The sequence below is a fragment of the Salinibacterium sp. VpJ6 genome (assembly GCF_059767345.1).
Genome location: NZ_JBSOQL010000001.1, coordinates 1,529,523 through 1,548,819 on the forward strand (window position 1 = coordinate 1,529,523; position 19,297 = coordinate 1,548,819).

Below are 19,297 nucleotides of genomic sequence, written 5' to 3' on the forward strand. Positions count from 1 at the left end.
TTAGAGAATGCCGTGCTTTTCCCACACGGAGCGCATTGACGCCCCGGCGAGCAGTTCTGCCAACACGGTCGATTCCGCAGCTACGCGCGCTCGGGCGCGTGTCAGCACTTCTTCTTCGCGTTCCTGCGGGACGACGACAACTCCATCATCGTCAGCCATGACTAGATCTCCCGGGGCGATTCTGACACCGGAAACAACGACAGCGACGTCGGAGGCAATCACACGCATCCGGGCACGGAAGTCAATCGGGCGGCGTGAACGAGAGAACGCCGGAAACCCGAGCTCGACAATCTTGTCGGTGTCGCGAAGGTTGCCGTCTGTTATGACGCCGGAGACTTTAGCGCCCATCACTGCGGCGCTAAATAGCTCGCCCCAGAAGCCCGAATCGTTGCTGTCTGCTGTCGAGATAATAATCATCTCGCCCTCACCGACGCTATCGATAAAGTCGATTGACTCGTGGTAAGGATTGTCGACAACGGACTCCAACGCCGGGGCGTAGCGAACCGTTCTCGCCCGACCAATTGCCCGCGTTCCCGGGCTGAGGGGAGCGTACCGCTGCGCGAAGACCTGATTGCGCAGCCCTGATTCGTCGCAGGAGTCGCTCAAGATCGCCGTAGTGAGGCGTTCATCGCCGGGAAGCGCTATGAAACCAGACATTGAAGTAGAACCTTTCTGAGACGTGTTATTCGAATTAGCAGATGACATGACCGCCTCCTGGGCTGAACGGGAACTGTGCTTCGATTTCTGGAGTGAGCTGGATGCCGAGGCCGGGAGCCGTGGGAGCAACAATTCCGCCGTCCCTGAATTCGACCTCTTCCACCCGCATCGCGTCACGCAACGGGTTGGGCAGGGTGCAGTACTCAAAGAGCTCCACGTAGGGGCTCGCGAGCACGGTGTGCAGGTTCGCGGCGAACGTGACGCCACTGCCCCAGACGTGAGGCACGGTCTTCACGCCGGTCGCGTGAGCGAGCTCGGCGACCCGAGCGAAAGCCTTGGGCCCACCGACGAAGGTGACGTCGGGCTGGGCAACATCGAGCGCGTTGGCGTCGAGCAGTTGGGCGAAGTCCCGCACGGTTCCGTTGGATTCGACACCGGAGATCGGCACGTTCACGGCGGCACGCACCGCTGCGTAGCCGACCACGTCATCCGCCTGGCACGGCTCTTCGTACCAGCGGGCGCCGAGCTCGGCAGCCTTATGGCCAACGCGAATAGCTTCGTCGACGGGCCACGGGTCGGAGGCACACGCCTGCACGGCGTCGATAACGAACTGCACGCCGTCGGGCAGCAGTGCGGTCACGTGGTCGAGCAGCTTGATGGTGGTGTCTGGGTCAGTCATGGCGCGGAACTTCACAGTGCCAAAGCCGGCTTCGATCTGGGCTGCAGCCCAATCGGAAACTTCGCCGAAGGTCGTGCCGAGTCCGCCGCTGGCGTAGGACTCGATCCAGTCGCGCTTGAGGCCACCGAGCACTTCGTAGGCGGGAACGCCGAGGCGCTTGCCCACGGCATCCACAGCAGCGGTTTCGATTGCTCCGGCGACGCCGTTGAGCATTCCGCCACGCGCCCAGAAGGCGGTGTAGGCGCGCAGGTGGTCGGCGATTTCGAGGGGGTGCGCGAACTTGTGGTCGAGAACGTAGGGGCGGAAGGCATCCACGATTCCGGGCACGGCGGCGGCGGCCATGATGCCGGCTCCCGCTTCCCCGACTCCGGTGGTTCCATCTGAGAGGGTTACTTCAACGAGGGCGGCATCCCATGACCAAATGGTGCCACCTACCCACGTGAGTTCTTCTCCTGGCTGGTACCGGTGCGAAAGCAACACTGCGCGCACGGCGGTAATGGTTAGGGCTGTGTCAGTGAGTCCCATAGGAAGTGCGCCTCGTTTCTACTAGCGAGCGATAGTGGTTACGGTATCTGATCAATCGTTTGATCACAAGCATGCGAGACCGCATCCGTGCAATTGCACCTTAGGGCTGCGGGTGTGGCCTCAGTGGGCACGGTTGAAATGGGCACGCTGCGATTAGCCCGGTGATCTAGAGCGCAGCAACCAGCCCGGCAGCCTCGAGGTCACTCCACAGGCCCTCGGGCATCGTGGCCGCGTAGCGCTCGATGTTCGACCGCACCTGGTCGCCACCGCGAGCGCCGACCACTACCGAGACGACAGCCGGATGCCGCAGCACGTAGGCGATGGCCACTTCGGGCAGTGTGACGCAGTGGGCTTCGCACGCGTCAGCCACGCGATTGGCGCGCTCCAGGATCGCGGGCGGAACCGGCTCATAGTCGAAGGTCGCGTCAGGGCTGGGGCGGTTGCGGCCCAAGAGTCCGGAGTTATAAACGCCGGCGACGACGATGCCGACGTTGCGTTCGAGCGCGAGGGGCAGCAGTTCGCTGACCGCTTCATCGTCGATGAGGGTGAAACGGCCGGCACACATGAGCAGGTCAACGTCGGCGCGACGAATCAGTTCCGCGAGCGGCGCGGCATGATTCATCCCGGCACCGACTGCTTTCACGACGCCTTGCTCCCGCAGCTCAATGAGCGCGCTGATTCCCTCGGTCGAGGCCTGCTCAAAGTGGTCGTCGGGGTCGTGCATGTAGAGCACATCGAAGTGGTCGAGCCCGGTGCGGGCGAGAGATTCTTCGACTGAGCGAAGGATGCCGTCGCGACTGAAATCCCATTGACGCTTGGTGACGGCGGGCACGGCAAAGCCCTGGTCATCCATCTGGTCTTCTCCACCGGGATTCGGTACGAGGAGCTTGCCGACCTTGCTCGAGATCACGTAGTCCTCGCGCGGGTGCGTCCGCAGCTGCTCGCCGAGGCGACGCTCAGAGAGGCCCAGCCCGTAGTGCGGCGCGGTGTCGAAATAGCGAACCCCGGCGTTCCACGCTGCGGCGACTCCCTCTCCAACTTCGGCGTCGGTGGTTTCGCGATAGAGGTTACCCAACTGCGCGGCGCCGAGGCCGATCTCTGTCAGTTCAAGTCCACGCTGAGTTGATCTGGTCTTCACTGTTGGTTTCTCCAGGGAGGGTTAGCGCGCCGGGGGCGCAGTAGATTCGCGCACGATCAGCTCCGGTGCTGGGTCGGCGATTACGCGGTCTTCGGCGGTGCCGGAGTTGATGTTGTCCCACAGGCTCGCCATGGCGGCGCGACCCAGTTCGTACAGCGGCAAACGCACGCAGGTGAGCGGCGGCCACGCGATTTCGGCCGTCCACGTGTCGTGCATGGCCACGATCGACATGTCTTCAGGAACGCGGATGCCCAACCGTCGTGCCTCCGAAAGCACACCGTGAGCGGCGTTGATGTTCGCCACGACCACCGCAGTGGGAGGCGTCGACAGCTCGGCCATCGCATCGAGGGCTTGAGCACCCTGCTTGGGGTAGTAGCCGAAGTCGGTGACGAGTTCGGGTTCAACCGTGAGTTTCGCGTTCGCCATCGCCTCGAGGAATCCGGCGAGACGTCGCTGACCTGACTCCGAGGTTGGCACACCGCCGGCGTACCCGATGCGGGTGTGGCCGAGCTCAATGAGGTGCTCGGTTGCGAGGCGCATCCCCGCCTCATCTTCGAGGCGAACAGAACCACCGCTGCCCGGGTTGATTGTGTTGATCGAGATCACGGGCAGGCCGCTGTCGGTCACCGTGCGCAGATCGTCACCACTCAGGTGGTCACCGAACTGCACGAGAACACCGTCGACTCGTCCTTCACCCATGAGGCGCGGGATCGACTCTTCGCCCTCGGGCAACCGCTCGGTGCTGGCGATCAGAACCATGTAATCCTTGCTGCTCGCCTCTTCTTCGACGCCGCGCATGAGCTCGGCAAAGATCGCGTTCGTCACTCCGGGCACGACTAGGCCAACGGCGTGCGTGCGCGACGACTTGAGCGCCCGCGCGGTGAAGTTGGGGCGATAGTTGAGCTCTTTTGCTGCATCATGAATGCGCTGACGGGTCGCCACACTCACTCGCACGCCAGGTTTTTCACTCAGCACCCGCGAAACCGCAGACACCGAAACTCCGGCGCGGGTCGCAACATCACTCAAAGTAGCCATAGTTGCCAGTGTATTCGGGCAACTAGTCGCTGGTACGTCGATTGACCAGATAAAGATGAGTCAGCACCATCACGGTGTCGCCGTGTTGGTTGATCACCGTGACCAACTCGTGCAGGTAGCCAGCCTCATCCGGTCGCTTGGCGTGCAGCGACATCTCGTTGATCTCGGCGGTTACCCGAATGGTGTCCCCAATGAAGACGGGGCGGATAAAGCGGATGCGGTCGTAGCCATAACTCATGGCCTGCGGGTTGATGTCGCCCGCCGTCATTCCCACGGCGACGGAGAGGATGAGCGTGCCGTGGGCGATGCGCTGACCGGCGGGCTGCGTTGCCATCCATTCGGCATCCATGTGGTGCGGAAAGAAGTCGCCGGTCTGGCCAGCGTGCAGCACGATGTCGGCTTCGGTGATGGTGCGGCCGATGGTTTCGCGGCGCTCCCCCACTTCGTGGTCGTCGTACCAGCGATCTTTCGTGAGCATCAGCGCACCAGCCATTCTGCGACGCCTGCATCGAGGCGTTCGCGTAGTTCGTCAAGGGTGATCTCGCCGAGCAGGGCTGAGGTCACGAGCGGGGAGACCGCATTTTGAAGTTCGATGTAGGTCGCAAATCGAGGGCGCATGTAGGCGCCTTCGAGAGTCGCGCGCGTTCCGGTGAAGAAGTCGAGGCTGTCGGCGTTGGTGCGCGCACTCTCCCACGCGACCGCGTTGCCGGGCTGGCCACCGCCGTCGTAGTACGAACCCTCTTGCACGGGGCCCGACGCGAGCCAGAAAGCGTGCGCGATCGCGGCATCCATCACCTGACTGCGGGAGGAGACCGCAATACCGGCCCCGCCGAGCAGAGAACCGGCAACGCCGCGAGTCGAGCTCGGGATGTCGATGTACTGCACGCGGTTCGAGCGGTAGCCGGCACGGGAGTAGTTCGTGTACCCGAAGAGCAGTGGCGAGTACGCGAAAGTATCACTCTCGGCCAGCACATCGGCGACCTGAATCGGGTTGAAGCCAGCGTTGTCGGCGGGCACCAAACGGGCGAGGCGCGTGAGCAATTCCATCGACCGGGTCAGCATGTCTTCTGAGAGGAAGACGCCGGGGTCAGCCATTGCATCTTCGCCGAGCCCTGACGCGATCGTGATGAGGCTCGAATACGCGTCGACGGGCTTGAAGGGCCACAGAACTCGGCCCTCTTCGGCGAGCGCGATCACCTCATCCCAGTTGCGGGGCGGCGACTCGAGAAGATCGGGGCGGAACGCGGCAACCTGCGCTGCAGCATCGAGCGCAAGGCCCCATTGCTGGCCGAGGTGCTGGTACGACTCGTGCGAGCGACCAACCGACTGAGTGGCGAGCGTCTCGAGTTCGGCGTCGAACCCGCGACCGTTCAGCGGCGTAAAGAGTTTGTCTTCTGCCGCAATCGGAATGTGCGGATGATCGATCACGAGCAGGTCGTATTGCTCAACCAGACTCTCCAGATCTTGGTCGGCAAAAGCCTGCAGTGAGCGGTACTCCCACTGCACTTCAACATCGGGAGCTACCGAGCGATACGCTTCGGCGGCCTTCACAACGCTGCCGTAGCCGCGCTCGTGTTCCCAGGTCATTCCCTTGATGATCGTCGGGCTCATGCGGAGGCCTCCTCGGTTGCGGGGGCGCCTGCAGGTGCGGCACCGGCGGCGGTTGCGGCAGCGCGCGACGGGAACTCGGCCCGCACTCGAGCGTTGTCTTCTCCGAGAGTCGGGGCCGCTTTAGTGCTCGTGAGAATCTGGCCGTCAACGCGGATGGGACTGCGCGTCGTGAGCAGTTCGTTGCCTCCGCGGGTGACGGGCTGCGTCATCCGAATCGCTTCAAAGCCGCCCGAGGCAAGTAGTTCGTCGAGCGTGAGCACGGGAGCACACCACACGTCGCCGGCATCGAGAATGTCGAGCCACTGTTGCGTAGTGCCGGTGGCAAAGCGCGCGGCGAGCAGGTCTTCGACGTACTCTTGGCGGTCCCAGGCGAGTTGCGGGTCATGCATTTCGCTGAGCTCGGGCATGCCGAGCAAATCACCCAGTTTCGGCAGCGGATTCATCGCCATCGCGATGTAACCATCAGTGGTGGGATACGTGCCGTAGGGCGCCGCTAAGAAGGCGTGAGCCGAGTGCTCGCCATGACGTTGCACCGTGATGCTGTCGTCGTTGAGCTTGGTGCTGAGCAGTTCGAACTGCAGGTCGAGCATGGCTTCGAGCAGGCTGGTCTGCACCATCCCGCCCTTGCCGGTGCGGAACTTACGCACGAGAAGGGCGGTCACTCCTTGAGCGATGTGGCAGCTCATGAGGTGGTCAGCAATCGAGAGCCCGACCGGCACAGGGCCGTCAGTCTTCGAGCCATTGAGCCACGGGATGCCCGACATCGACTGAGCGAGCAGGTCTTGCCCTGGGCGATCCTTCCACGGGCCCTCTTCGCCGTAGCCGGTCGCGCTGGCGTAGACGATGCCGGGGTTGATGGCGCGCACCGATTCGAAGTCGAGCCCGATGCGTTCCATCACGCGGGGCCGAAAGTTCTGGATGATCACGTCGGCACGCTCGACAAGTTCTTTGACGTAGGCGAGGTCTTCGGCCACCTTGAGGTCTGCCGTGATTGATTCTTTGTTGCGGTTCATCGCGTGGAAGGAGACTGTGTCGCCGTCGAACTCTCGACCCGCGAACGCGAGGGTGCGACCGATGTCGCCCGTGCCGGGGCGTTCGACCTTGATGACGCGGGCGCCCAGGTCTGCGAGACGCATCGCGGCTACTGGTCCGGCCAAGAATTGGCTGAAGTCCAGAACCATAATGCCCTCGAGGGGTCGGTCCATTGGCGCAGACTCCGTTGGTGCGCCGTTGTCGTCAGTCATTGCTGTTCAGCCTTCTGTTGATCCTCGTGAACAATCGTTTGATCATGCTAGTATGACGCACAAATACACGCAAGGGAACAAGGCCGCGACATCCGGTGCCGAGCACCGACGTTGCCCCTCATCCGCCCTTTGTGTTCACTAATCGCAAAGGAGCGCACCAATGCTGAGCGTGAGTTACGTAGGCGAGCAACGCCTTGAGGTCAAAGAGTACGAACCGAAGCCTCCGGCCGCCGGTGAGGTTCAAATCGCCGTCGCCTACAACGGACTGTGCGGCACCGACATGCACATCCTGCACGGCAACATGGATGCACGCGTGCAAATGCCTTTGACCTTTGGTCACGAGATGAGCGGCACCGTCTCCGCTCTCGGCAACGGCGTTGAGGGTTGGAATGTGGGCGACCACGTTACCGTCATGCCGCTCTGGTGGGACAACACCTGCCCCGCCTGCCTCGCCGGCAACCAGCACATCTGCCAGAACCTCGATTTCATTGGCATCGACTCCCCCGGCGCCCTGCAGGGCAAGTGGAATGTTCCCGCCGAAACGCTTGTGGCCCTCCCGCCCGAGCTGCGACTGGATCACGCCGCGCTCGTGGAGCCTGCTGCGGTTGCGGTGCACGATGTTCGCCGTTCGGGCTTGGTGCCCGGAGATAAGGCTGTGATTATCGGTGGTGGTCCGATTGGGGTGCTCATCGCATCCGTCGCCCGCGAATTTGGCGCTGAGGTAGCGGTCATTGAGATCGACGCCGGTCGTCGCGCTCAGATCGAAGCGCTCGGCTTCACGACAATCAGCCCTCTCGAGGTCGACCAGGTTGCCTGGGTCAACGAGTGGACCGCGGATGCCGGTGCCGATGTGGTCTTCGAAGTCTCGGGTGCTGCGGCTGCCGTGCTCGGCGCCACCGATCTCGCGAAGGTGCGCGGAACTCTCGTGGTTGTCGCCATCCACCCCACGCCTCGCGAGATCAACCTGCAGCGCGTCTTCTGGCGCGAACTCACCATTATGGGAGCGCGCGTTTACCAGCGCACCGACTTTGAGAAGGCCATCGAGCTGATCGATAGCGGCGTCATCCCGGCCGAGCTGCTGATCACGCGCATTGTGCCGCTGTCGCAGACCAGCGAAGCGTTTGCTGACCTTGCCGCGGGCAAAGCGATGAAAATTCTCGTGGATGTCGCGGGCCAGAAGTGAGCACGAATGAGAAGGGCAACCCCATGAACGGCATGTTTGACCTGACCGGAACGACCGCGGTTGTCACGGGCGCACGACGCGGAATCGGCTTCGCCATGGCCGAGGCACTCGCCGCTGCTGGCGCGAACATCATCGGCGTCAGCGCCACCATCGAAGCCTCGGGCAGCGACATCGAGAAGGCGGTCACCTCGTATGGCCGCACCTTTGAGGGCATCGCTTGCGACTTTGCCGACCCGGATGCCGTCGCCGCGCTGGGCGAGACACTCTCGACCCGCAACGTCGACATCCTCGTCAACAACGCCGGCACCATCGAGCGCGCCCCTGCCGCCGAGCACCCCACTGAGCTGTGGGATCGCGTGCTTCAAGTGAACCTGTCGAGCCAGTTCACTCTCACGCAGGCCATCGCTCGCTCGATGATAGAACGTGGCCGCGGCAAGATCATTTTCACCGCATCGCTGCTCAGCTTTCAGGGCGGCATCAACGTGCCCGGTTACACGGCAGCGAAGTCGGGCATCGCCGGCCTTACCAAGGCACTCTCCAACGAGTGGGCCAGCAAGGGCATCACCGTGAACGCCATCGCCCCCGGCTACATCGCCACCGACAACACCCAGGCATTGCAAGACGACCCCAACCGTTCGAAGGCAATCCTCGACCGCATCCCCGCCGGTCGCTGGGGCGTCGGCAACGACCTCGCGGGTGCCACCGTGTTCCTCGCCTCGCGCTCCTCCGACTACGTCTCGGGCGCGATCCTCAACGTGGATGGCGGCTGGCTCGGCCGCTAGTCCTCACGCGCACGCTGTTGGCATCCTCCCTCCTCGGTGGGTGCCAACAGTTGTTTCTGGGTATGTCGTAAACGTGCGGCGATACTTGAGCCAGCAATTGGCAGCACCGCCCTGCGGGACCGTTCAGGCACTCCTTTCGAGATTTCGGTCCGGCCACCCTTACGGGATTCCCAAAGCGCAAAACAGCGGGGCGTACCGATCTCCCGATGTCGGCCAGAGATGATCCGTTTGTGGATCGGCGAGCGGGAGACTACTGAAGTCCCGCCGGAAGATGTCGCGGGCTAAATCTGAGAGACTGTCGCCTATGGATCCGAACTTTTTGCTATTGGCCCTCGTGCTGATCCTGCTTTTCGCAAGCATCAGCATCGTCGGAGCTCTGCATCGCATTCGCGATGCGACTGAAAAGACACTCGCACTGCTCGAGGCCCGAGCCGCAAAGGAAGCGACCAGGGAATAGCTCCCATTGCGAGTCAGCATGGCTAACGCGCGCCCGCTCAGATATCTGCTGCTGGCTCACAGAATTATGCCGCCATAGCCAAGATCGGGGAGGACCTTCGTCTCAGGCGGAATAGACGCCTGCCTCGTCAACCACCTATGTGCCATCGCAAACCCCCGCGATATTGCGTGACCTTTACAGCGCGCTAGATTATGCTTACACTTACAAACGAAAGCCGATTGATCACTCTCTTCAGCAGAAGAGAGCAGAACCTCGACTTAGCGAAGGAAAGATCATGACTGTGTCAACATTGGCGCGCTCATCGGTGACTACTATCACTGACGAACTACGCGCCGAGGCTGCTGAAGTGGTCGCACAGGTTGGCGATGATACGTTCTCGGGCGTGACGATCACAACAGAGACCGGCAAGAGCATTCAGGTGCCAGATGGCCTCGCCAAGATCCTCGACGCAATGGTGCACCAAATGCAGCAAGGCGGCCGTTTGGTGCTGGAGTCGATGCCTGAGTTGTTGACGACCTCGAACGCTGCTGACGTGCTCGGAGTCTCTCGCCCCACGCTGGTAAAACTGATCACCGACGGCAAGCTCCCTGCGACAAAGCACGGCACGCACCGCCGGGTGAAGTGGAGCGACCTGTCTGAATACCGTCGGGCGCGCGAGGCTGAGCGTTCAGCTGCTATCGAAAAGTTGCTCGAAGCCGACTTCGGCGGAGAATAGAGCACCACTCTTTGCGAGGTCTCCTCAACCCCTCTATCCTGACTAGATGGGAGCACCAATCGTCTTCGTGGACGCTAACGTCCTCTTATTCGAAGACCCTTCGGGACTGGCTGTTCCTTCTTCGAGAAGAGACCCTCTGCGAAGTGTTCACCGTGGCGAGCTCCAACGACGTTATCGCTGAGGTCCTCTACTGGATTCGGAAGAACAACTCAGGTGGTTCGGGGCACATCACCAGCAATGTGAAGGAAACGCTCGAAGCGTCTCTAGATGAGCTAGTCCGCGATTTTCCCGCAGGAACGGTATTCCCTGGAGTCGACGAGCACGACACTCACGTCTATGCCGCATCGATCAAGTGCGGAGCCAGCTACCTAGTTGCCGATGACCAGGGCTTTCACGATATCTCGGATGAGTTGACCTAAGAGGTGCACTCCGCTGACTCGTTCTTCAAGATGATCGCCGAGTCGCCCCGCAGGCCGTCGACGAAGTAATCAAAAGGCAGATCGACTACTACCAAAAGCGGAAGAGCAGCAAGACGCTGAACCAGGCTCTCATCTCTGCAGGTTGCCCGATGTTCGCTGAGATTGTGCGTCAGCACCTACAAGCAATGAGCACCGGCAGCACGACATCTGGAATCGCCGCAAGTGTGGCACCCGAGGTCATCGAGGACGCAGCCGAGACGCCAGCGTCAACCTCGCAGCCACTTCAGCACTAGCCGGAAGAGCAGGCCATTCAACCGACGTGGTCCGTCGAAAAATCTCTTTGCCCTCCCTGCTGCATGCTTGTCCCCGTGATGCGCATGGATCTCGCGCTCGAAGGTGTCGATCGATTTTGAAGGTTCCCTTGCTTGAGACCGTCTTCCTCGCGTCGCGCTCCTCCGACTACGTCTCGGGCGCGATCCTGAACGTGGATGGCGGCTGGCTCGGCCGCTAAACGTCACGCTCAGACTGTTGGCATCCATCCTCGTCGGTGGGTGCCAACAGTTGTTTCTGGGTATCTCTCGAATTCGTTTTCTGGATTTCGGCCGCCGAGGAGTGGCTCCCCAGCTACAACCCCTACTCTCCGCTCGCGCCATCCCCGCTTTACTTCGGAATGCTGGGCACACTTCTGATCATCCTCGGCGTTCTCACCGCGATAGCCCACGCAGTCCCGGGCTTGCCGATATTCGTCTGACCGCGCGGTCGATCTAGCGCAGCACTGACTCAATCCTTGCCGATAACCGCTTCGGGCCGCAGGTCGAGCCGGCGCAACAGCTGCGCATTCGCCGCGACAACGACGGTCGAGGCCGACATGAGCAGCGCACCGACCGAGATCGGCAGCACGAAGCCGATGGGGGCAAGGATTCCTGCCGCGAGGGGCACCGAGATGAGGTTGTAGCCGGCAGCCCACCAGAGGTTTTGGCGCATTTTGGCGTAGCTGCGGCGGGAGAGTTCGAAGACGGCGAGTACCGAACGTGGGTCGTCGCTCGCGAGCACAACACCGGCCGAGGCGATGGCCACGTCTGTTCCGGCGCCGATTGCGATTCCGACATCCGCTTGGGCGAGCGCTGGCGCATCGTTTACGCCGTCACCGACCATTGCGACGGTGCCGCCCGCCTTTTGCAGTTCGGCAACCTTGCTGGCTTTGTCTTCTGGATGCACGCCCGAGAACACGCGGTCGATGCCGAGTTCAGCCGCCACCGACTGTGCCACGGCATCCGCATCTCCCGTGATCATCACCACCGTGACGCCCTGCGCGTGCAGCGCATCGATCGCCTGGCGCGAGTCTTCGCGCACTTCATCCGCGAGTCCGATTGCGCCAATCACGTGACCGTCAGAGAGCACGTGCAGAATGATCGCGCCGGCATCCGCCCACTCGGTCGTTACATCGACGGGCTGCTGGTCGTGCTGGCGCAACATGCTCGGCCCGCCCACGCTGATCGTCGCACCATCGACAGTCGCTTCGACGCCAACACCGCTCGATGATCTGAAGCTTGAGGCGCCTACTCGTTCGAGTTCGCGCTCCTTCGCGGCGGTCACAATCGCCTTAGCCAGCGGATGCTCACTGTCGTTCTCCGCTGCCGCTGCGAGTCGAAGAACCTCGTCTTCACTCGCATCCCCGACCGCCGCAACATGCGTGACGGCGGGCTCGCCCTTCGTGAGCGTTCCCGTCTTGTCGAAGAGAACGGTGTCGACCTTGCGCATCGTTTCGAGGGCAAGGCGGTCTTTCACGAGCACTCCGGCGCGGGCCGCGCGCTCGGTCGAGATCGAGACGACAAGCGGGATGGCGAGGCCGAGAGCGTGCGGGCACGCGATGACCAAGACGGTGATCGTGCGCACGATCGCATCGTCGGGGCTGCCCACGAGGGTCCACACGGTGGCGGTGAGCGCTGCGGCGCCGAGAGCGAACCAGAACAGCCAGCCCGCCGCGATGTCGGCGATGCGTTGCGCGGGTGACGACGAGCTCTGCGCCGTTTCGACGAGCTTGGTGATTCCTGCGAGCGCGGTGTCATCGCCAATCGCTGTGACCTTCACCCGGATCGAGTTGTCAGTTGCAACGGTTCCCGCCACAACGCGGTCGCCCACGCCCCGCTCAATCGGCTGCGACTCTCCGGTGATCATCGACTCATCCACTTCGGCTGAACCGTCAATCACTTCGCCGTCGGCGGGTACGCGTCCGCCGGGGCGCACGATGACGACGTCGCCAACAACGAGGTCAGACGGCGGCACGGTGACGAAGTCATCCCCCTCAACCTTCTCCGCTTCATCCGGAAGCAAAGCGGCAAGGGAGTCGAGCGCGCTAGAGGTCTGAGCCAGCGACCGCATTTCGACCCAGTGGCCGAGCAGCATCACGACGATGAGCAGCGCAAGCTCCCACCAGAAGTCGAGTTCGTTCGCAATGAGGCCGAGAGTGGATGCCCACGATGCAACGAAGGCGACCGAGATCGCCATCGAGATCAGCAGCATCATTCCCGGCTTGCGTGCCTTCAGTTCCGAGTAACCGCCGGTCAGGAACGGCTTGCCACCCCAGAAGTACATGACGGTGCCGAGAACCGGCGAGATCCAGTGAAGGAACGCGACATCGGGCAGCGAGTACCCCAGGATCTGCGCGAACATCATGCTAAATCCGGCAACCGGGATTGCCATCACCAGCATGATCCAGAACAGGCGACGGAACTGTGCGACATGATCGCCATGGCCAGAGTGGCCAGAGCTTTGCTTGTGGGAGGCGTGCGTGTCGTGCTCGGTCATTCCATCCATGAGCGCCACGCTATACCCCTAGAGGGTATGCCTCAACCCAAAGAACTCAACTCCCAGCTACCGTAGAGCCGTGACCACCTTCAGTGAAGAAATCGTGTCCGCAGTTCTCGCCCACATGAATAGCGACCACAACGATGACAATCTGCTCATCGTTCGTGCGTTCGCGGAATCAGCCGCCATCTCCGCGGCCATGGTGTCACTCGATGGCGTCGAGGGCACCTGGCAGTATTCGGATGTCGACGGCATCGAACACCACGTGACCGTGCCCTGGAGCACGGAGATCACCGAGCGCGCGGAGATCCGCCATGAGATCGTGAAGCTCTACGATGCTGCGTGTGAAAAGTTGGGCGTCGAAGCTCGACCGCACAGCTAGGGTCGCCGCGGCATCCACAACTGCGGTGAATTGAGCAAGTTTCACCCTCCCCTGCCCTAGCCAAACGCTAGGAAAGAGGAGTACGAATAAGAAGCAGCATTGCGCACTCACCTAGTGTGCGCACAAGGGGGAAGTAACTATGACTCGATCACCCAACCGCATGCTCGGGGCCATTGTCGGCGGATTCTTTGTGCTCATCGGCCTGCTCGGCTTCACCGTCACCGGGGGTGTTGGCTTCTTCGCGACCGAGGGCGGGATGCTCGCCGACGTGTTCCAAGTGAACGTTTTCCACAACGTTATCCACATCTTAATTGGTGCAGCGCTGGTGCTCGCTGCTCTCGCAAACCGTGCCGCAGCGCGCGCCGTCAACTCCGGACTTGGCTTTGCCCTGCTCGTGCTCGGGTTCGCCGGACTGCTGCTTATCGGCTCAGAATTCAACGTGCTAGCGCTCAATGCCGCCGACAACGTTCTGCACTTTGCGGCTGCCGTCGTACTACTGCTCGTCGGTATCGGCGCCGACAGCCGCGCCACTGGCGTGAGCGTCTAGCGGGTCACCCCGACCACGACGGTCACTAGCTCCGCACTGACCTCAAGGTCACCAGCGTGATCGTGATCGCGACCGCCATTAGCGCCACGGCCACCCACGACGTGGTGACGACTCCCGAGTCGAAAGCGTGTCGCGCTGACTCCAACAGTTCCTCGCCGAGACCACCCGGGAGAGTGGACGCAACTTCTACGGCACCGCCCAACGTTTCTCGCGCGGCGGTGGCATCCACCGCACTCAGGCCCTGAGGAATGTCGATCGTCGAGCGGTACGACGCGGTCAGGATGCTCCCTAGTACCGCGGTTCCCAGCACTGCGCCGAGCTCGTAAGCGGTCTCTGAGACTCCGGATGCCGCTCCCGCTTTGTCTGGAGTCACGCTCGAAATGATGAGGTCGTTCGAGAGGGTCTCGGCCGAACCGATGCCGGCCCCAAGAACACAGAATGCCACGATGTAGCTCAGCACCGTGGCATCGCTACCGGTCAGTGCAATGGAACCATACGCGAGCAGTGACAGCGTGAGTCCGCCCGCCATCAGGTAGCCCGGTCGCACGAAACGCACGAGTGGCACCACCGCGAGCCCCGCCACAATGATCACGAGAATGCCGGGCGTCAGAGCAAGAGCAGCGTCGAACGGGCTCAATCCTTCCACCAGTTGAAGGTGCTGGGTGAGGAAGAAAAGCAGGCCGAGCAACGAGAACACGCTTACGAGGTTCACGAGCACGGCACCGCTGAAGGAGGGCACGCGAAAGAGTTGCATATCGAGCATCGGATTGGCTTGCCCGAGCAGTCGGCGCACAAAGAAAGTGCCGGACAGCGCCGCGATTACTAACAGGGCCATGGGCAGCACTCCCACGCCCTCGGTCGCGAGTTCTTTGATCGCGTACACCGCCGGGCCGAGCGTGAGAATCGACAACAGTATGCTGCCCAGGTCAAACGGTCCGGGGGTGGGATCCTTCGACTCGGGAATCAAGACGGGCGCGAAGATCAGCAGCGGCAGCAGGAACGGCACAGCGACGAGAAACACCGATCCCCACCAGAAGTTCTCCAGCAGCACTCCCCCGACGAGTGGCCCAATGGCGGAACCCGCTGAGAACCCTGCGGCCCAAATCGCAATCGCGAGGCGCCGCTGACGGCGATCCGCAAACAGCGAGCGAAGCAACGACAGCGTGGAGGGCATGAGCATCGCCCCAAAGACGCCCAACAGAATGCGGGCGAGAACAAGCGAGGTGGCGTCGGGAGCGAACGCCGCGAGCACCGAAACGATTCCGAATCCTGAGGCACCGATGAGCAGCAGACGACGACGGCCAAAGCGATCGCCAAGGTTGCCCATCCCTACCAACAACGCGGCCAATACCAGCGGATAAACGTCAACAATCCAGAGTTGGGCAACCGCGCTCGGGCGCAGATCGCGGGCAATGCTCGGCAGGGCAAAGCTCAGCACGGTGTTGTCAATCGACACCAACAGCGTCGGCAGCATCAGCACACCCAGCGCGAACCACTGCTTAGTCGTTGCCATCACCTGGGGCTGTTCAGTTGCACTCACGTGCTCACGATACAGTCCCGCGGAATACCCAACTTTCGGATGATGTTTCGCCCAATTCGGCTTCGCTAGAGTGAGGGTTACCTAACCCCGCTTTCGCTAGGAGACCCCGTGGCCGTCATTCCGTTCTCGCAGGCTCTTCGCGAGCGCACCTGGTCAAGCCACGGCGACAGCGAGGGCGCCGACTTCATGAAAGACCTCATGACGGGCAAGGGAACCCGCGATGACTACATCGCCCTCGTCGCTCAGCACTACTTCATTTACGAAGCAATCGAAGCGGCCGCCGAGCAGTTCTCCACAGACCCCGTAGCGGCGCCGTTCATCACGTCCCAGCTCACGCGCCTTCCCGCGATCGAAGCCGACCTCGAGTTCTTGATCGGTGCCAACTGGCGCGATCAGATCACCGCGCTGCCCACCGCAGCCGCCTATGCCGCTCGCGTGCGCGAAATCGCTGCCCAGAACTGGGCTGGCGGCTTCATCGCCCACCACTACACCCGCTACCTCGGTGACCTCTCGGGCGGTCAGATCATCCGCACTATCATGCAACGCCAGTTCGGTTTCGAAACCAACGGTGTCGGCTTCTACCTGTTCGACGAGATCGCGAAGCCCAAAGAGTTTAAAAACACGTACCGCGACCAGCTCGATGCTGTCGAGTGGGATGACGCTGAACGCGACCGAGTCATTGAAGAAGTGCTCGCCGCGTACCAGTTCAACACCGACCTGTTCATCGACCTGTCGCGCGCGAAAGCGGCCGCCTAGCCTGTCGCGCGGGTCGTGTCGCCGAACCGGCACGACCCGCCTTGGGCAGCGTTACCCGAGCCCCGCGCGCTCTTCGCGAGCGCCGTCAGCTTCAGAATCCGCGGAACCTTCGACAGGCTTCTTCGACAGCCCTACCGACCCGCCGCCGGAACGGCCGGCGAGCGCAGAGTGCACCGCGATCAATTCGTCGACATCGGCGTACCGCGGGCGCAATCCCACAGGGCGTCGCTTACGCTCCTCGCGCTTAGCGCGCCGGGCCGCCACGATCAGGTTAAGAGCTTCGACCAGAATCGCGAATGCCATCGGCGCGTAGATAAGGGCCTTGTCGATGTAGACCCCGAATCCCTCGGCGATCAAGAAGACTCCGATGAGGAGCAAGAACGACAGGGCCAGCATCTTCACTGTCGGATGCTTGTTGACGAAGGTGAAGATAAAGCGCGCCGCGAAAAGCATGATGCCGAACGACAGCACAACCACGGTGATGATCACGACGAGGTTCTCTGTCATGCCGACGGCCGTGATGACGGAGTCAAGAGAAAAGACGAGGTCGAGCACCAGAATCTGCGCGATGACCGACCCAAAAGTGGCCACTTTCTTGCCACCGCCTGAGCTGTGCTCTTCGTCGCCTTCAAGTTTGTGGTGTATTTCGGTGACGGCCTTGTAGACGAGGAAGACACCACCCGCGATAAGGATGAGGTCTTTCCACGAGAAGCCCAGCTCGCCGACGACGAAGATTTCGTCCTTCAACGTGATGATCCAGCCCGCAAACAGCACGAGCACGATGCGCATGAGCATCGCGAGAGTGAGGCCTAGGTTGCGAGCCTTCGCCTGCTGATCCTTCGGCAGTTTCGATGCGAGGATCGAAATGAAGATGACGTTGTCAACGCCGAGCACAATTTCGAGAACGAAGAGTGTGAGAAAGACCGCGATGAGGTCAGGAGTAAAGGCGAAGGAGAATTCCATTCGTCGATTCTCCACTACAGCCCCGCGATTGCGGGAGTAAGCCGGCGAAAGTTAGCCCTGTGCTTCAATCTGCCCGCGCAAGCCGTCGAGTGTGCGCAACACCGTGAGCGACGTGTCGAGTGGATGCTCGGGCGCTTCCGTTCGCCCCGCTGCAATGTGCTGGGCAATCGCCGTCGTCTGAAAAGCGAGCCCTTCGCGGCCGCGCAATCCCGTGCCGTCAGTGAACTCGATGCGTTCCTCGTCGCGCACGAAAGCAAAGCCGTTCGGCGCGTAGAAGGGAGTGCGCACCTCAACACGAGCGCGCGTGCCGCTGATGCGGGCCTCCGTGGGGGTGTCGGCAAACATCGTCGTGTGCAGCACTGTCTGGGCACCGGTGGCGTGGTCGAGAATCATGGCTGCCTGCGCATCGACACCGCTCGCGAGCATCCGCCCCGTTGTCACGGCCGCGCTGGGAGTACCGAGCACGAACTGCGAGAACCACACCGGGTAAATGCCGATGTCGCGCAGAGAGCCACCGCCCATCGCGGGGTCGAAGACAGGTTGACCGGATGGTTCCCCAAAGTTGGCGCCGAAATCTGCCGTGACCATCGCCACGTCTCCGAGCTCGCCCTGGGCCAAGAGCTGCGCGATGATCGTAGTTTGCGGCAGGAAGCGGGTCCACATGGCTTCCATGGCAAAGACGCCCGCAGCCCGCGCGGCATCCACAATGACTTGGGCGTCAGCGGCGTCGATGCCGAGGGGCTTCTCGATCAAGACATGCTTGCCCGCAGAGATCGCGAGCAGCGCCAGCGGTTGGTGGAAGACGTTGGGCGCAGCGATGTAGACGATGTCTACGTCAGGGTCGGCAACGAGCTGCTCGTAGCTGCCGTAGCCGCGCTCGATGCCGTGCTTCTGAGCGAACTCTGCCGCGCGATCGGCCGAACGCGACGCCACGGCCACTACCCGCTGGTCGGTATTGGCGTGCACCGCCGCTACCCAGTCAGTGGCGATGCCGCCGGGAGCGAGCACGCCCCAGCGCAGCGTGGGGCCGCCTCGAAGTGGCGTAGCGGTGGAGTTAGGCAGAATCACGACAGTTCCATTCCGAGGTAGATCGAGTCTGCTCCGCGCGCCAACTCAACGAAGCCAAGGTGGCGGTAGAACGAGATCGCATTGTGGTTGTCTTCGCCAACATCGAGGTGAACTCCGCGTACTCCGCGAGCGCGCAACGCCTTAAAGAGCGTCTCCATCATCGCTCGCCCCGCGCCCGTACCTTGCACGCGCGGCAGTAGGTCGATGTGGAGGTGGGCGGGATGATTCTCGACCGCCGCAGCTGGTGCTGTTACTGGCGAGTGGAGGTGAGAGATCAACTCGTCGTCGAGCGAGCTACCGGAAGTCGCCGGGTACTGTTCGCGCAACACCGGCCACCACTCACGTTCTTGCCACTGTTCAAACTCGCGGGTATCGGCGGCGCCGAGAACGTAGCCGGCGACTCCGAGTTCGTCCGCGATGACGAACGCGAGATCGGGGGCACCCACGAGATACGGGCCCACGTAAATGTGGCCCAGGAGGTCAGGATTCGTGAAGAGAGCGCTCCCATCGGCCCCGGCATCCGCGGTCTGAAGACACACGCGATAGGTGCCCGGAAGGTCGAAGAGTCCTGCCGGCCGAATGTTGCTCATGGAATCACCATATCGGTCGCGTCAACTGGTCTACGTTGTGGCGTCCGGGCTGAATCGATAGTGGTCTAGATTGCACGTCGTTAGCCCCGCATTTACTGCGAAACTAAGCAGTAATACCGGGAATGTTTCGGTCAGATTACGGCACAATGTACCCCGGAATGGTCTACTACCCCCTTTACCCGGCCTGCGAAAATGGGC

General features: G+C 62.0%; 20 protein-coding genes. 8 read left to right on the forward strand and 12 right to left on the reverse strand.

Features of this window, described 5'->3' with window-relative positions; genetic code table 11:
* From ACWTV1_RS07515 to ACWTV1_RS07545, 7 genes are all read right to left on the reverse strand, one after another.
* Complete coding sequence (locus ACWTV1_RS07515; protein WP_498504756.1) at positions 1–657, reverse strand: RraA family protein; 657 nt, start codon at positions 655–657, stop codon at positions 1–3.
* 34 nt (positions 658–691) lie between these two features.
* Entirely contained in the window at positions 692–1,861 is a 1,170-nt protein-coding gene (locus tag ACWTV1_RS07520; protein ID WP_498504757.1) for a mandelate racemase/muconate lactonizing enzyme family protein, read from the reverse strand.
* 166 nt (positions 1,862–2,027) lie between these two features.
* A complete protein-coding gene (locus tag ACWTV1_RS07525; RefSeq protein WP_498504758.1) occupies positions 2,028–2,999 on the reverse strand; it encodes an aldo/keto reductase in 972 nt (323 codons plus the stop codon).
* A 21-nt stretch (positions 3,000–3,020) separates the two neighbouring features.
* A complete protein-coding gene (locus tag ACWTV1_RS07530) occupies positions 3,021–4,034 on the reverse strand; it encodes a LacI family DNA-binding transcriptional regulator (protein WP_498504759.1) in 1,014 nt (337 codons plus the stop codon).
* A 22-nt stretch (positions 4,035–4,056) separates the two neighbouring features.
* Positions 4,057–4,527, reverse strand: coding sequence for a MaoC family dehydratase (locus ACWTV1_RS07535; protein WP_498504760.1), 471 nt, complete (start codon positions 4,525–4,527; stop codon positions 4,057–4,059).
* A complete protein-coding gene (locus ACWTV1_RS07540; protein WP_498504761.1) occupies positions 4,512–5,645 on the reverse strand; it encodes a type 2 periplasmic-binding domain-containing protein in 1,134 nt (377 codons plus the stop codon). Before ACWTV1_RS07540 ends, ACWTV1_RS07535 begins: the two co-directional genes overlap by 16 nt.
* Positions 5,642–6,889 carry a CaiB/BaiF CoA transferase family protein gene (locus ACWTV1_RS07545; protein WP_498504762.1) on the reverse strand — a complete coding sequence of 416 codons (1,248 nt, stop codon included), beginning with the start codon at positions 6,887–6,889 and terminating at the stop codon, positions 5,642–5,644. The genes ACWTV1_RS07540 and ACWTV1_RS07545 overlap by 4 nt, the downstream gene beginning before the upstream one ends.
* 160 nt (positions 6,890–7,049) lie before the next feature.
* Here ACWTV1_RS07545 and ACWTV1_RS07550 point away from each other — a divergent pair, with 160 nt between their 5' ends.
* From ACWTV1_RS07550 to ACWTV1_RS07570, 5 genes are all read left to right on the forward strand, one after another.
* Positions 7,050–8,072 (forward strand): zinc-dependent alcohol dehydrogenase, encoded by a 1,023-nt coding sequence (locus tag ACWTV1_RS07550; protein ID WP_498504763.1) that lies wholly within the window; start codon positions 7,050–7,052, stop codon positions 8,070–8,072.
* A gap of 32 nt (positions 8,073–8,104) precedes the next feature.
* Positions 8,105–8,854 (forward strand): SDR family oxidoreductase, encoded by a 750-nt coding sequence (locus ACWTV1_RS07555; RefSeq protein WP_498505046.1) that lies wholly within the window; start codon positions 8,105–8,107, stop codon positions 8,852–8,854.
* A 304-nt stretch (positions 8,855–9,158) separates the two neighbouring features.
* Positions 9,159–9,311, forward strand: coding sequence for a hypothetical protein (locus ACWTV1_RS07560; RefSeq protein WP_498504764.1), 153 nt, complete (start codon positions 9,159–9,161; stop codon positions 9,309–9,311).
* A gap of 274 nt (positions 9,312–9,585) precedes the next feature.
* Positions 9,586–10,026, forward strand: coding sequence for a helix-turn-helix domain-containing protein (locus ACWTV1_RS07565; protein WP_498504765.1), 441 nt, complete (start codon positions 9,586–9,588; stop codon positions 10,024–10,026).
* A 152-nt stretch (positions 10,027–10,178) separates the two neighbouring features.
* Positions 10,179–10,445, forward strand: coding sequence for a hypothetical protein (locus ACWTV1_RS07570; protein WP_498504766.1), 267 nt, complete (start codon positions 10,179–10,181; stop codon positions 10,443–10,445).
* Positions 10,446–11,225: 780 nt separating this feature from the next.
* Here ACWTV1_RS07570 and ACWTV1_RS07575 read toward each other — a convergent pair.
* Complete coding sequence (locus ACWTV1_RS07575; RefSeq protein ID WP_498504767.1) at positions 11,226–13,262, reverse strand: heavy metal translocating P-type ATPase; 2,037 nt, start codon at positions 13,260–13,262, stop codon at positions 11,226–11,228.
* Between the two features lie 70 nt (positions 13,263–13,332).
* Here ACWTV1_RS07575 and ACWTV1_RS07580 point away from each other — a divergent pair, with 70 nt between their 5' ends.
* The gene (locus ACWTV1_RS07580; RefSeq protein ID WP_100387846.1) at positions 13,333–13,635 is read left to right on the forward strand and encodes a DUF2470 domain-containing protein; all 303 of its coding nucleotides are present in this window, start codon (positions 13,333–13,335) and stop codon (positions 13,633–13,635) included.
* 139 nt (positions 13,636–13,774) lie between these two features.
* The gene (locus ACWTV1_RS07585) at positions 13,775–14,182 is read left to right on the forward strand and encodes a DUF4383 domain-containing protein (RefSeq protein ID WP_100387845.1); all 408 of its coding nucleotides are present in this window, start codon (positions 13,775–13,777) and stop codon (positions 14,180–14,182) included.
* 25 nt (positions 14,183–14,207) lie between these two features.
* Here the strand turns inward: ACWTV1_RS07585 and ACWTV1_RS07590 are convergent, their stop codons facing one another.
* On the reverse strand, positions 14,208–15,695 hold the full coding sequence (locus ACWTV1_RS07590) for an MFS transporter (protein WP_498505047.1): 1,488 nt from the start codon (positions 15,693–15,695) through the stop codon (positions 14,208–14,210).
* Between the two features lie 135 nt (positions 15,696–15,830).
* On the opposite strand from ACWTV1_RS07590, the gene ACWTV1_RS07595 reads away from it, so the two are divergent.
* Positions 15,831–16,478 (forward strand): biliverdin-producing heme oxygenase, encoded by a 648-nt coding sequence (locus ACWTV1_RS07595; RefSeq protein ID WP_100387841.1) that lies wholly within the window; start codon positions 15,831–15,833, stop codon positions 16,476–16,478.
* 51 nt (positions 16,479–16,529) lie between these two features.
* Here ACWTV1_RS07595 and ACWTV1_RS07600 read toward each other — a convergent pair whose 3' ends face one another.
* The 3 genes from ACWTV1_RS07600 to ACWTV1_RS07610 are packed head-to-tail and all read right to left on the reverse strand — an operon-like array spanning position 16,530 to position 19,099.
* Positions 16,530–17,441 carry a TerC family protein gene (locus ACWTV1_RS07600; protein ID WP_498504768.1) on the reverse strand — a complete coding sequence of 304 codons (912 nt, stop codon included), beginning with the start codon at positions 17,439–17,441 and terminating at the stop codon, positions 16,530–16,532.
* 51 nt (positions 17,442–17,492) lie between these two features.
* A complete protein-coding gene (locus ACWTV1_RS07605; protein WP_498504769.1) occupies positions 17,493–18,509 on the reverse strand; it encodes a Gfo/Idh/MocA family protein in 1,017 nt (338 codons plus the stop codon).
* Positions 18,506–19,099 carry a GNAT family N-acetyltransferase gene (locus ACWTV1_RS07610; RefSeq protein ID WP_498504770.1) on the reverse strand — a complete coding sequence of 198 codons (594 nt, stop codon included), beginning with the start codon at positions 19,097–19,099 and terminating at the stop codon, positions 18,506–18,508. Before ACWTV1_RS07610 ends, ACWTV1_RS07605 begins: the two co-directional genes overlap by 4 nt.
* Positions 19,100–19,297: the final 198 nt, after the last annotated feature.

Coding starts and splice junctions, on each gene's coding strand:
- ACWTV1_RS07515 (WP_498504756.1), bottom strand. CDS start 657: ATGTCTGGTTTCATAGCGCTTCCCGGCGATGAACGCCTCACTACGGCG.
- ACWTV1_RS07520 (WP_498504757.1), bottom strand. CDS start 1,861: ATGGGACTCACTGACACAGCCCTAACCATTACCGCCGTGCGCGCAGTG.
- ACWTV1_RS07530 (WP_498504759.1), bottom strand. CDS start 4,034: ATGGCTACTTTGAGTGATGTTGCGACCCGCGCCGGAGTTTCGGTGTCT.
- ACWTV1_RS07535 (WP_498504760.1), bottom strand. CDS start 4,527: ATGGCTGGTGCGCTGATGCTCACGAAAGATCGCTGGTACGACGACCAC.
- ACWTV1_RS07540 (WP_498504761.1), bottom strand. CDS start 5,645: ATGAGCCCGACGATCATCAAGGGAATGACCTGGGAACACGAGCGCGGC.
- ACWTV1_RS07545 (WP_498504762.1), bottom strand. CDS start 6,889: ATGACTGACGACAACGGCGCACCAACGGAGTCTGCGCCAATGGACCGA.
- ACWTV1_RS07550 (WP_498504763.1), top strand. CDS start 7,050: ATGCTGAGCGTGAGTTACGTAGGCGAGCAACGCCTTGAGGTCAAAGAG.
- ACWTV1_RS07555 (WP_498505046.1), top strand. CDS start 8,105: ATGTTTGACCTGACCGGAACGACCGCGGTTGTCACGGGCGCACGACGC.
- ACWTV1_RS07560 (WP_498504764.1), top strand. CDS start 9,159: ATGGATCCGAACTTTTTGCTATTGGCCCTCGTGCTGATCCTGCTTTTC.
- ACWTV1_RS07565 (WP_498504765.1), top strand. CDS start 9,586: ATGACTGTGTCAACATTGGCGCGCTCATCGGTGACTACTATCACTGAC.
- ACWTV1_RS07575 (WP_498504767.1), bottom strand. CDS start 13,262: ATGGATGGAATGACCGAGCACGACACGCACGCCTCCCACAAGCAAAGC.
- ACWTV1_RS07585 (WP_100387845.1), top strand. CDS start 13,775: ATGACTCGATCACCCAACCGCATGCTCGGGGCCATTGTCGGCGGATTC.
- ACWTV1_RS07590 (WP_498505047.1), bottom strand. CDS start 15,695: ATGGCAACGACTAAGCAGTGGTTCGCGCTGGGTGTGCTGATGCTGCCG.
- ACWTV1_RS07600 (WP_498504768.1), bottom strand. CDS start 17,441: ATGGAATTCTCCTTCGCCTTTACTCCTGACCTCATCGCGGTCTTTCTC.
- ACWTV1_RS07610 (WP_498504770.1), bottom strand. CDS start 19,099: ATGAGCAACATTCGGCCGGCAGGACTCTTCGACCTTCCGGGCACCTAT.